The sequence below is a fragment of the Deltaproteobacteria bacterium genome, from assembly GCA_020848905.1.
Taxonomy (GTDB): Bacteria; Myxococcota_A; Polyangia.
Genome location: JADLHG010000030.1, coordinates 1 through 11,678 on the forward strand (window position 1 = coordinate 1; position 11,678 = coordinate 11,678).

General features: G+C 71.5%; 12 protein-coding genes. 9 read left to right on the top strand and 3 right to left on the bottom strand.

Going from position 1 to position 11,678, the window contains the following annotated elements:
- Window positions 1-92 precede the first annotated feature (92 nt).
- The gene (locus tag IT371_11730) at window positions 93-323 is read left to right on the top strand and encodes a hypothetical protein (protein MCC6748322.1); all 231 of its coding nucleotides are present in this window, start codon (window positions 93-95) and stop codon (window positions 321-323) included.
- A gap of 378 nt (window positions 324-701) precedes the next feature.
- Complete coding sequence (locus tag IT371_11735; protein MCC6748323.1) at window positions 702-2,465, top strand: mechanosensitive ion channel family protein; 1,764 nt, start codon at window positions 702-704, stop codon at window positions 2,463-2,465.
- Window positions 2,466-2,490: 25 nt separating this feature from the next.
- Here IT371_11735 and IT371_11740 read toward each other — a convergent pair whose 3' ends face one another.
- The gene (locus IT371_11740; protein MCC6748324.1) at window positions 2,491-3,237 is read right to left on the bottom strand and encodes a class I SAM-dependent methyltransferase; all 747 of its coding nucleotides are present in this window, start codon (window positions 3,235-3,237) and stop codon (window positions 2,491-2,493) included.
- A gap of 63 nt (window positions 3,238-3,300) precedes the next feature.
- Here IT371_11740 and IT371_11745 point away from each other — a divergent pair, with 63 nt between their 5' ends.
- The 3 genes from IT371_11745 to IT371_11755 are packed head-to-tail and all read left to right on the top strand — an operon-like array spanning window position 3,301 to window position 6,123.
- Window positions 3,301-4,731 carry a 3-isopropylmalate dehydratase large subunit gene (locus IT371_11745; protein ID MCC6748325.1) on the top strand — a complete coding sequence of 477 codons (1,431 nt, stop codon included), beginning with the start codon at window positions 3,301-3,303 and terminating at the stop codon, window positions 4,729-4,731.
- A complete protein-coding gene (locus IT371_11750) occupies window positions 4,725-5,330 on the top strand; it encodes a 3-isopropylmalate dehydratase small subunit (GenBank protein MCC6748326.1) in 606 nt (201 codons plus the stop codon). Before IT371_11745 ends, IT371_11750 begins: the two co-directional genes overlap by 7 nt.
- Window positions 5,323-6,123 (top strand): enoyl-CoA hydratase/isomerase family protein, encoded by an 801-nt coding sequence (locus tag IT371_11755; GenBank protein MCC6748327.1) that lies wholly within the window; start codon window positions 5,323-5,325, stop codon window positions 6,121-6,123. Before IT371_11750 ends, IT371_11755 begins: the two co-directional genes overlap by 8 nt.
- Here the strand turns inward: IT371_11755 and IT371_11760 are convergent.
- Entirely contained in the window at window positions 6,107-7,633 is a 1,527-nt protein-coding gene (locus tag IT371_11760; protein ID MCC6748328.1) for a hypothetical protein, read from the bottom strand. The two genes, IT371_11755 and IT371_11760, sit on opposite strands and share 17 nt — an antisense overlap.
- Before the next feature lie 388 nt (window positions 7,634-8,021).
- On the opposite strand from IT371_11760, the gene IT371_11765 reads away from it, so the two are divergent.
- Both IT371_11765 and IT371_11770 read left to right on the top strand, forming a co-directional pair.
- Window positions 8,022-8,684 carry a hypothetical protein gene (locus IT371_11765; protein MCC6748329.1) on the top strand — a complete coding sequence of 221 codons (663 nt, stop codon included), beginning with the start codon at window positions 8,022-8,024 and terminating at the stop codon, window positions 8,682-8,684.
- Between the two features lie 116 nt (window positions 8,685-8,800).
- Window positions 8,801-9,514 (top strand): hypothetical protein, encoded by a 714-nt coding sequence (locus IT371_11770; GenBank protein MCC6748330.1) that lies wholly within the window; start codon window positions 8,801-8,803, stop codon window positions 9,512-9,514.
- Between the two features lie 25 nt (window positions 9,515-9,539).
- Here the strand turns inward: IT371_11770 and IT371_11775 are convergent, their stop codons facing one another.
- Window positions 9,540-10,133: a hypothetical protein gene (locus tag IT371_11775; GenBank protein MCC6748331.1), complete on the bottom strand. Its 594-nt coding sequence runs from the start codon at window positions 10,131-10,133 to the stop codon at window positions 9,540-9,542.
- A gap of 241 nt (window positions 10,134-10,374) precedes the next feature.
- Between IT371_11775 and IT371_11780 the strand changes: the two genes are divergently transcribed.
- Together IT371_11780 and IT371_11785 are read left to right on the top strand one after the other, a co-directional pair.
- A complete protein-coding gene (locus IT371_11780; GenBank protein ID MCC6748332.1) occupies window positions 10,375-10,611 on the top strand; it encodes a hypothetical protein in 237 nt (78 codons plus the stop codon).
- A 118-nt stretch (window positions 10,612-10,729) separates the two neighbouring features.
- Window positions 10,730-11,653: a hypothetical protein gene (locus IT371_11785; GenBank protein ID MCC6748333.1), complete on the top strand. Its 924-nt coding sequence runs from the start codon at window positions 10,730-10,732 to the stop codon at window positions 11,651-11,653.
- Window positions 11,654-11,678: the final 25 nt, after the last annotated feature.

Below are 11,678 nucleotides of genomic sequence, written 5' to 3' on the forward strand. Positions count from 1 at the left end.
GCGCTCGTCGACGCAGACAAGAACCTCGCGGCCGTGCAGCGGATGCCACCGATAGTGGACGACCCGCACCTCGGTACGACGCGCATTGTGACGTGTTTGTGCTCCAAAACCGACGGAAGCACTGCGTGCAGCGCGGCAAGTGGGTGCCCAGGCGTGAACTCGATCCGTGCTCCTCGGCGCGCTATCTCGCGGGCGGCTGGAAGAACCTCGCGCCGGTTCCGCCCTCGGGGGAGCCTACGGTCGGCGAGCCACGAACCTGGCTCCTGCAAACGGGCTGGAAGCTCCGAGGGAAGCTGCGTACCGACGAAGTCCCGGGACGCTGAGCTTCGAGAGGACGGCGGCCGCCGAGCCCCTGGGCCGCCCGGAGCTCTGGGGTTACACCTCCCCGACCCTTTCCTGCGCCCCAGACGCGCGCGTGTGCCCACCGCCGCACCGATCTTCCTCCGCCTCGTCAGCCATTCTCCCCGACGCACCGCTCTCTCCGCTCACGGTCGCGTGCGCTCGCTGACGCTCCGCCGCGCGGCCCACCTTGCGACCGCCTCCGGCAAAGTGGGCCGCCTCAAGGCGCATGACCGCTCATCGTGGATCACACCCAGCCCCGACCACTGCCGCGCCCGGAACGTGCGTCGGACCCTGCTTCAACTTGAGACGCCGCGCCCCGTTCGGTAGCCTGGGCCCCCCGCCTGCCCCAAGGAGCTGCCATGCGACCCGCCACGCGCCTCGTTCTGACCCTCGCCCTCCTCGGGGCCTCCCTCGGGGCCCCGTACGCCGCTCTCGCGCAGGGCGCAACCTCGCCGCCGGTCAACCCGGGCCTCGGCCCAAGGCCCGCCGAGCTGGACGCGAGCACCCCCCGCGCCGCCCTCGGCAGCTTCCAGCGCCTGACCCAGGCGGGAGACTTCGCCCGCGCCGCGCACCTGCTCGATCTGCGCGGCGTCCCTGCGCCGCAGCAAGCCACCGAGGGACCACGGCTCGCCCGACGGCTGGCGCTGCTCCTGCACCGCGTGCGCGGCTGGAACGCGGGTCAGCTCGGCGTTCAGGCCGGCGGACGCGCCGACCCCGGCTCCCGCGCCGACGACGCGCTCGTCGTGCAGCGTCGCGTGAACGAGCACCGCGTGGAGATCCGCCTGGCTCGCGTGCCCCTGCCGGGGCAGGCCGCGCTCTGGCTCTTCAGCGCACCCACCCTCGCCGAGGTGGACGGCCTCTACGAAGCCGTAGGCTACGGGTGGGCCGGCGACCGCCTGCCACCCACCTTCTTCACGCTCGAGCTCTGGAGCGTCCAGCTCTGGCAGTGGATCGGCCTGCTCCTCGCGTTCTTCGCCGCGCTCCTCCTCGGCTGGCTCATCGGCACCATCGCCGAGAAGCTCCTCGTCCGCATCGTCCGACTCACGCGCTGGACCTGGGACGACCTCGTCCCCGGCGCGATCCGCGACCCGCTGCGCCTCGCCAGCTTCGCCCTGGGATTCGTCATCGCGACGGGGCTCCTCTCGCTCGCGGACACACCGCAGGCCGTCGTGCTACGCCTCGGCAAGGTGCTCGCGATCGTCGCCGTGGGCTGGCTCATGGTGCGCGCCCTCGACGTGGCCACCGAGGTCCTCCACCGCTTCTTCCTCGAGCGGAGCGACGCCACCGGGGGCGCGATGGTCCCCGTCGCGCGCCGCGTGGTGAAGCCCCTGCTCGTGGTGCTCGTGGCCGCGATGGCGCTCCAGAACGCCGGGCTCAACGTCGCGGGGCTCCTCGCCGGCCTCGGGATCGGAGGCCTCGCGCTGGCCATGGCCAGCAAGACCACCGTCGAGAACATGCTGGCGGGGATCCTGATCGCGGTGGACCGCCCCTTCAAGGTGAACGACTTCATCAAGGCCGGCGAGGTGAGCGGCACCGTCGAGGAGATCGGCCTGCGCTCGACGCGCGTGCGCACCCTCGAGCGAACGCTGGTGACCGTCCCGAACGCGCAGATGTCCGACGCTCGAGTGGAGAACTTCACCGCCCGCGACCGCATCCGGCTCTACCTCACGCTGAACCTGGAATACGAGACGACCGGCGACCAGCTCCGGCTGATCATCGACGAGCTCAAGCGCACCCTCACCGCCCACCCCGACGTCTTCCAGGACATGATCCGCGTACGGCTCCTCGGCTACGCGAGCTCCTCGGTGGATGTGGAGGTCTTCTGCTACGTCCTCACCACCGAGGTCTACCGCTTCACCGCCATCAAGGAAGAGCTCCTCTTCTCCTTCGGGCAGACGGTGCGGCAGGCGGGCGCGGCCATGGCCTTCCCCGCGCAGCGTGTCTACGAGACGAAGGTGGCCCCGTCGGAGGCCGGCCACGGAGCCGAGGCCAGCCGCGTCGTCGCCGAGCGCCGGCAGGCGAACACGCTCTGCCTGCCCGAGGTTCCGGAGGCCGTGCGCGACGAATTGCGCCGCCCCCTGCGCGAACGCGACGAGACCGAGACCGGAGGCCAGGGGATCTGATCGCCCCGCTCGCGGGACGCTCGCTTCACCCTCGGCGACCGAGGCGCACGAAGATCGGGAAGACGATCGCGCGCGGCTGCTCGGCCTCCCCCCAGAGCGGAGCGAGCGTGGCGGCGAGCGCGAGCAAGGGATCCTCTCCCCGGGCCGCGCGGTAGCGCTGCAGCGCCGACCACGTTTCCACGTAGGCGAGCAGCTCCTGCAGGCGCCAGCGCACCGAGAGCGCGAGCTCGGGGGTCTCCTCCTCCGCGAACGGGAAGGGGAGCGTGCGGTAGCCCGCCTCGACGTGACGGCGCTCGGGCGGCCAGTACGGCCCCACGACCTCGTCGTAGAACGCGTCGAGCGCGGCGCCGAGCGCCCCCTCCACCTGGCAGCGGGCGTAGCACCACGCCGCGAGGCATCCCGACGGCCGCAGCACGCGGCGCACCTCGGCGTAGAAGGCGTCGAGCTCGAACCAGTGCAGCGCCTGCGCCACCGTGACGAGGTCCACCTGCGCGTCGGCGAGCCCGCTCGCCTCGGCCGGCGCGACACGGTAGGTGACCCTCGCGTGCGGCTCGGCACGCGCGAGCTGCTCGGCGCTCGCGTCGGTGGCCCAGACGCGATCGAAGTGCGCCGCGAGGCCCACGGCCGCCTGTCCGTTCCCGGTCCCCACGTCCCAGGCCAGCGCGTGCGACGCGACGCGCGCGGCGAGCTCCGCGAAGAGCTCCGCCGGGTAGCGCGGACGCGCGGCGGCGTAGGCCCCCGCGTGCCCCGAGAAGTGGTCCTTGAAGGTCACGGGCTTCGCCCTCCCTCTGACGCTACCTCACCAGGCAACGATTCTATGCGACAATGCCGCGCCATGCTCGAGCCATCGGTCGCCGCCGACCCGCCCAGGACACTCTACGAGAAGCTGTGGCAGCAGCACCTCGTCGTCCGCGAGGGTGACGACCCGGCCATCCTCTACGTCGACCTGCACCTCCTGAACGACGTCACCTCCCAGGCTGCCTTCACCGGCCTGCGCACGCGCGGCGTGGGGGTCCGCCGGCCGGCACGCACACTCGCCAGCATGGATCACCTGGTGCTGACCGCCACCGATGCTCCCCCCACCGACGAGCTCGCCGCACGCCAGCTCGACCAGCTCGCGCGCGACTGCCGCGACTTCGGCGTGGCCCTCCACGCCCCCGGCAGCGGGAAGCAAGGGGTCCTCGCGGTACTGGCCCCGGAGCTCGGGCTCATCCACCCGGGCATGTCCGTCGCGTCGGGCGAGGCCCAGATCGTCGCGTGCGGGGCCTTCGGCGCGCTCCCCCTCCCGCTCCTCGGCTCCGAGGTGGAGCTCGTCCTCGCCACGCAGTGCCTCGTGCAGAGGGCCGCCGCCAGCGCGCGGATCACCATCTCGGGCAGCCTCGGCCCCTGCGTCACCCCCAAGGACCTCGGCCTCTTTCTCGCGGCCGAGCTGGGGGTGGGCGCTCTGGAGGGACAGGTGGTGGAGTACGCCGGTCCCACCGTCCGCGGCCTGGACATGGAGGGGCGCATGACCCTCTGCAACCTGAGCCTCGCCTCCGGGGCGCGCGCCGCCCTGATCGCCCCCGACGAGACGACGCTGGCCTACCTCGTGGGACGCTGCCACGCGCCGAAGGATCGCCAGTGGGAGCGCCTCCAGCGCCTGATCGCCACCCTGCGCAGCGACGAAGGAGCTTTCTTCCGGAACGACCTCAGCGTCGACGTCTCGGCCGTCCCGCCCATGCTGAGCTACGGCATCGAGCCGAGTCAGAGTCTGCCCGTTACGGGCCGCATCCCGCACCCCGAGACGCTCGCCGACGAGGACGCGCGCCAGCGGCTGGTTCGCGCGCTCGGCTACATGGGGCTCGAAGCGGGGCAGGCGCTGCAAGGGATCGCCGTGGACGTGGTCTACCTCGGGAGCTGCAGCAACGGACGCCTCTCCGACCTCCGGCTCGCGGCCCAGGCTCTCTCCGGACGGCGGGTCGACCCGCGAGTCCGCCTCGTCGTCGCGCCGGGCGCCGAACCCGTCGCCGCGCAGGCCGAGGCCGAGGGTCTCGACCGCATTTTTCGCGCCGCGGGTGCCGAGTGGCGACGGCCCGGCTGCGGTCTCTGCATGGCGGCGGCCCACGAGGCGATCCCCGACGGGCAGGTCTGCCTCGCCACCACGGCCGGGAACTACCAGGGACGGCAAGGCCCGGGAGCCCGCACGCTGCTCGCCTCTCCGCTCACCGCCATCGCCACGGCGGTGACCGGAGCGGTCGTGGACCCGCGCCAGGTGCTCTCGTGCTGATCGTCGAACGCTTCACCTCGCGCGTGATCGCACTGCCGCGCAACGACGTCACCACCGACGAGCTCCTGCCGCCGCGCTTCCTCACCTGCCCGGACAAGGCCGGCCTCGGCCAGCACCTCTTCGCCGAGCTGCGCCTGCTGCCCGACGGCACCCCCGACCCCTCGTTTCCGCTCAACCAGGCGCGCCCGGGGAAGAAGCCGCGCGTCCTCATGGCGGGAAGCCGCTTCGGCTGCGGCACCCCCCGCGACCAGGCCGCCGGCGCGCTCGTGGGTGCCGGCTTCCGGGCCGTCGTCGCGCGCTCCTTCGCGGAGGCCTTCGCCATCTCGGCGCTCAAGAGCAGCCTCATCCCCATCGCGCTCTCGGCGCCGGACCACGCGGCCCTCGTGCAGGAGCTCGCGGCGCACCCGGACCTCTGGCTGGCCATCGACCTGCCGGCGCAGGCCGTCCAGTGGCCCGGTGGCCGGCCCCTGCGCTTCGCGATCGATCACTACGCCAAGATGTGCCTCATCTCGGGCAACGACGATTTGGCCTTCGTGCTGAAGCACGCCCGCGCCGTGCACGAGTTCGAGGCCCGACGACAGGAGGATTTCCATGAGTGAGCTCGTCACCGCCCACCTCGAGGAGGGGCTCGGCATCGTCACGCTCCGTCGCGCCGAGAAGCGCAACGCCATCAACGACGTCGTCCTCGAGCAGCTCCGCGGCGGCTTGCTGCGCCTCGAGGCCGACCCGGCGGCGCGCGTGATCCTGCTGCGCGCCGAGGGACCGTGTTTCTCGGGGGGCATCGACTTCGGCTGGCTCGCGGGCGCGGCCCAGCCGGGAGCCGACGCGGAGGGAGTCCGCCTGCGTCAGCTCGTGCGCTCGATCCAGGGCACGCTGGGCCTGCTCGAGACGATCGAGAAGCCCTCCATCGCGCTCATCCATGGTTATTGCGCGGGGCTCGGTCTCGAGCTGGTCCTGCCCTGCGACTTCCGCATCGCCACCGAGGACGCGCTCCTCGGGGTCCCCGAGATCTACCTCGGTCTCGTCCCCGATTGCGGCGGCACGACGCGCCTCGTCCGGCTCGTGGGTGCGGCCCGCGCGAAGCAGCTCATCCTCCTCGGGGACACGGTGACCGCCGCCGAGGCCGAGCGCATGAACCTCGTCCACGAGGTCGTCGCGCCGGCCGACCTCGAGGCCGCGGGGCGCCGGCTCGCAGCACGCCTGCTGGCCCGGCCGGCCGCAGCGCTCGGGCTCGCGAAGCGCTTGATCGACGTGGGACAGGACCTGGACCGCGGCACGCACCAGGCGCTCGAAGGGCTCGTGCAGAGCGTGCTCGTGACCTCGCCGAATCTGCCCGGACACCTCGCACAGGGGATGGCCGCGCTGCGCCGACCGGTCAAAGGGGCGGAGTGATCTCCAGCCAGACCACGTCCGGACCGAGCGGCACCTTCACCGACGCCGGAGTCCCGCCCGCGGCCAGCGCACGCCCTTCGAGGTCGTAGAGCGTCGGCTGGCCCGGAAGCAGACGGAGCGTGACGCTCCCCGCCGCGCCCTTCCAGCGCCAGAAGGCCAGTAGGAGCCGGTTCCCGTCGCGGAAGGCCACGGCGCGGTCGTCGGCGCCGAGGAGGAGCGCCTCGGTCACCTCGCCGACGAACCGGTAACTCCCGAAGCGCGTGAGCAGCGTGCGCAGCGCCCGCGCCGACGGCTTCTCGGCGCCGTTCGGCCGGAAGAGGCCGAACGCGGCCTCCTGATTGATCTCCGGCTCCACGGGGAAGTCGAGGAGCGTGTAGAGGTAAGCGCGGTGCACCCCCGACACGAGCCCGATGAGCACGGAACGCACGAGGTAGCGCGCCTGGTCCTGCTCGCTCACGCCGCGGATCGTCTCCACGAGCTTCCGGAACTGCGGCTCGCCGAGAAAGCCGCGCGCGAGCTTCACCAGCGAGAGCTCGAGGCCAAAGATGCGGGCCACCTCCTCGTCGGTCTCGGGAACCTTGGGGTTGGTGGGCCAGCCGTTCTCGGTGATCCAGAGCGGGATGGCGCGGCTCTGGCTCTTCACGCGCTCGGCGATCTGCCGCGTCTGCGTGGCCAGGCTTCCCTGCGGCTTCTCGGGCCAGGCCGCCGTCTCGAACTCCGGCGGGTCCTTCGGGTACTGGTACGGATGGTAGGCCACGGCGTCGAGCGCCTCGTTGAGCTCGGGGACGGCCCGGTAGAGCTCGCCCAGGTAGCCCGGCCCCGGCGGGTAGAGCTCGAGCTTCGGATAGGGCTGCGGCATCGACAGCCCGCCGAGGAGAAAGAGGCACGAGGGACACGCGGCCCGTCCGGCGCGCGCCGCCGCCAGGGTCTGGCGCGCGTAGGCCGCCGCGTCGGCCTTGGGGCGCCAGAAGCGGAAGCCGATGTTCTCCTCGTTCCAGAGCTCATAGGCCGGGACGCGACCCGCGTACCGCTTCGCGATCGTCGCCACGTAGCGCGCGTAGTGCGCCGGATCGACCGGCGGGAAGTAGACCTCGGGGGGTGCGTCGAGCGGGAGCTGCGTGCCGGGCTCGCTCCCCGAGGCCGACGGGTAGGCGGGGTTGCCGTAGGCCGCGACCCCGAGCAGCGAGACCCCCGCCCGCGCCGCGTCCTCGACTACCGCGTCGAGCGCGCGAAAATCCCACTCCCCGGCCTTCTTCTCGAGGGCGTGCCAGGTGAAGTCCATGCGGGCGTGCCTGACGCCGAGGCCCCGCAGGAGCGCGAGCTGCCGGGCTCGCTCGGTGCGCGCCGCCCCTTCCTCTCCCCACGGCAACGCGTGCGCGAGGCCCACCCGCTCGACGAGCGGCGAGAGCCCGTCGTGCGGACCCAGCTCCGGAAAGCGCATGCCCTCGGGGTCCCCGTCGCACGCGGCACCCGCGAGGAGGAGCGCCAGGCAGCCGCCGAGGCGAGACACGAATCGGCGCGCGAAACGATGCGTCCTGCGACTGCGACGATGCGGCATGGACCCTCCCCGATCGACGGTCCGTCGCATGTGAGCCGCCGCACTGTCAAGGCGCGAGCGCGGGAGGGGTGTGATCGCATGCCGCCGGTCAAGGGTTCCGGGAGAGCTGATGGCACTGCCCTGGGAAAGGTGGGGGTGAGCGAGGGCGCGGGCGGGGGTGGACCGGTGCGGCGAAGAGGGGTGTTTGTGTGTTTGTTCGTGCAAGGACATCGCTTGACGTCAGACCAGCACTTTGCTAGTATTAGCCTTATTCATATTGGCACGAAAACGCAAATCCTCCTCGGGAGATGACCGGGCTTCTGGCACACGTCTGCCGGCGGGTTCTGCGAAACAGCTCCCGTTGCCACTGCGGGAGGCGACGGGGTGGGGCGGTAAGCGGAAGGGTGCGGGGCGGAAGAAGCAGCCGGGGAGCGGCCTCCCCCATCGGATGCGGCCGCTCCTCGCGAGCCGTTTTCCGGTGCACCTGACGATGAAGGTCGTGTCAGACCTGCCCAACCTGCGCGCCAAGCCGCAGCTCCGGCTGATCGAGGGTGCATTTCGGGCGGCGCTCGGCCGCCACGGGCTCAACCTCGCCCACTACTCGATCCAGAAGAACCACCTGCACCTCATCGCCGAGGCCAAGGACCGGGACGTCCTGATGAAGGGGCTCAGGGGCCTGGCGATTCGCCTCGCCCGGCGACTCAACGATAGCCTCGGGCGACACGGGCGGGTCTTCGCCGACCGCTACCACCAGCGCATCTTGAAAACGCCGAGCGAGACGAAGCGTGCCGTCGCCTACGTGCTCCAGAACCGACGGAAGCACTGCGTCGAGTGCGGCAAGTGGGTGCCCAGGCGCGAGCTCGATCCGTGCTCCTCGGCGCGCTATCTCGAGGGCGGCTGGAGGGATGTCGCGCCCGTGCCACCCTCGGGAGAGCCCACGGTCGGTGAGCCACGAACCTGGCTCCTGCACACGGGCTGGAAGCTGCGAGGGAAGCTGCGTACCGACGAAGTTCCAGGGCGCTGAGCCTCGAGAGGACGGCGGCCGGGCTCGCGACCGCCGGAGCACCGCCGCGGTCGGCGGGAAGAATCGGGGTGTCGGCCCGTAAGAGTGCGCGAACAGCCTCGCACGGAGCACAGGTGATGCAGCACGCAGCGGCTTCGCGACTTGTCGGCACCCTCGCGACGCTTCTTCTCGGCCTCGGTCAAGCGGCCTGCGAAGGCGGCGGCAACGCTCCCGGCGGAGACGGGGGAGCAGCCACGCAGACCGACGGTGGCGGCCCGGGCCCCTCGAGCTCGGACGGCGGCGCGGGCCCGGCAGCAGACGGCGGCCCTCGCCCGGACGGCGCGACAAGACGTGATGCGGCCCGTCGTCGCGACGGCGGAGCTCCCGTCGCAGACCAGCGGCGCGCTGCCGACACGGGGGGGGGCCCGAGCAAGGCGCAGGTCCAGCTCACCTACAGCGGCTGTCACCCGAGCTTCGCCGGCAACGTGTACGTCATACACAGCGGCGGGGTGCTCACCGTCAGCGCAGTGCAAGGGAGCTTGACGGGCAGCCTGCAGCTCGACCTAAAGGGGCAGGTGGGGAGCATCGCGCTCTCCTCGAAGCACCGCCAGCAGACGGGGGTGATCGTCAACCTGATCGACGGCACGACCTACACCAACCTGACCACCGACACGCTCTACTACCAGGGCAAGAAGCCCGACCCGATCGGCGGCACGCTCTTCGTGAAGCAGTGGCAGCCCGCGTCCGGGCTCGCGGAGATCGGCTTCATCGGCGTGACCCTCGAGAACGTCTCCACCCACGCGCTGTGCACCGTCAACGGCACGCTCAAGACGACGGGGCTCACCTTCTGATGCGAGGCTCGGCAAGCCGCCCGACTCAGAGGTTCTTGATCTTGACCGCGCCCGACCCCGAGAGCTTGAAGCTGCCCGTGCCCTTGTAGTTCAGCCCGCCCTGGCCCGGCGTGAAGGTGGTCTCGGTGAGGTGGAAGGTCAGGTCGTCGCCGGACAGCGTGTCGAGCGTCAGCTTGCCGCCCGTCTGCCCCTCCCAGGCCTTCGACAGGTCCTGCTTCGTCCCGCAGCGCGGGCCCTCTTCGTAGGCGACGTCGCTCTGGCCGTTCCAGACGTAGGTCCCGCCCTGGAAGATCGACCCTGCGCGGCCGACGCTCGAGGTCGTCCCCGCCGCGGGCTTGGCCAGCGAGACCGTGGCGAAGCCGAAGTAGCTCTCACCCGCCACGCCGTAGCAGCTGAGGTTGAAGGCCCCCGAATACTTGCCTCCCCCGAGGCTGATACCGGAGTTCGCGTCGAAGGTCGCCGCGCAGGGGATCGTTCCCGGGCTGGGCTGGCCGAGGTTCGCACCCGCGTTGACGAGCGTGGCCTGGAACGACCCCGTAGCCGTGACCGCGTTGTTCGGCGGATTGCAGGCGGTGCTCGTATCCACCTCGACGAGGTCGCGCGCCCCGCGATCGGTCATCGCGGCGTCTCCGACCCGACTGTCAGCCGCCCGCGCATCGCTGGTGCCGGAGCTCGAGGAGCAGCCCGCGACCAACGCGAGGACGCAGAAAACAGGCACGACGGTGTGCGACATCATGTTCATGACCTCCGATCGGGCGGTGGTAGATAGCACGATCCCCGCTCCGTGCTAAACGCAGTTGCATCGCCCGGCGGCGCTGTGTATCGTGCACGCGACTTTTTTGCCAATGGAGGCGAGACCAATGATGAAGAAGCTCGTGGTGGTGCTGTCCCTGATTGTGGCTCCTGTGGCCCTCTCCGGCGTCGCGTTCGGTCACGGACACGACGGCGAGGCGAAGGCTGCCAAGGCCGGCAAGAAGAAGGCCAAGGAAGGCGAAGAGGGCGGCGCTGCTGGTGGTGAGGAAGGCGCGAAGAAGGGCGGCAAGAAGGCCAAGAAGGCCAAGAAGGCCAAGGGCGAGGAGGGTGGCGCCGCTGAGTAAGCGGTCGTCGCTCTGACTCGTAAGACCACGTCGTAACGAAAGCCCGTCAGGCTAACCCCTGGCGGGTTTTTTTTGCGTGCGCCGCCCCGGGCCGGCGCGCACGGCTTGGGGGCTTCCGATGAGCAAAGGATCGCCGCTCGCCGCGGGCGTGCTCGGCGTGGTGTTCGCGACGACGGGGTGCACGAAACGCACAGTGGACCCGCCGCAGCCCGGCGCCGTGGGAACGGTGACCGCAGTGGCCGAGCCCGCCGAGCAGCTCGTCCGCGCCGAACGCCTCACGCGCTACGCGCCGAATGCGGTCGCCGAGCTCGTGCTGCTGAACCTGCGGGGCCGGCACCTCCTGGCGTTCGAGGAGCTCCTCGGGCCGCTCCCCCTGCCCGCCGAGCTCGTCGAGCTGGTCGCTGCCGCGGGGCCCCTCGCGCGCGGCGGCCTGGCCTCCGCCGCCGGGGGCGACAACTTCGGCCCGCTCGCGCTCCTGTGGCGGGCAGGCGGTGGAAGGCCCACGGCGCTCCTGCTCGCACCGCGAGGAACCAGCAGCCGCGCGAGTCGCAGCACGACGCGCCTCGAGGGCCTGGGCTACGCGCCCGTGACTAGCGGCCTCGGGACCCTGGTTCTCGACCGTCAGACCTTCGCCCTCGCCGATGACGCGAGCGCGCGCACGCTGGTGACGGCGCTCGGGCAGCGGACCGTCGGCAAACCTCGCGCGCTCTGGCGCCCCTTCGCGACCTACCGAAGCGACCTCGTGCTCGAGCTGCGCGCGCTCGCCAGCCCGGAGCACGCGAAGCGCACCGAGGTCGAGGCCGTGACGGTCGACGCGCGGGCCGGTGAGAGCGGCGGTCTCACGCTCGAGGTCGGCCTCTGGTGTCGCACGCGTCGCGCCGAGGCCGTGGTCCAGGTGGTCAAGGACGCCTACCAGAAGGCGTCGGGGCAGGCGGTGCGCGCCCTTAGGGGGGCCGAGGTGAGCTCTCAGGGGAATCTGGTGCGAGCGATCTATCGGGTCCCGCCGCTGCTCGTGAAAGCGCTCGCGCCGACGGCCAAGTGAGGAGGCTCGAGCAGGTGCTCCCGGG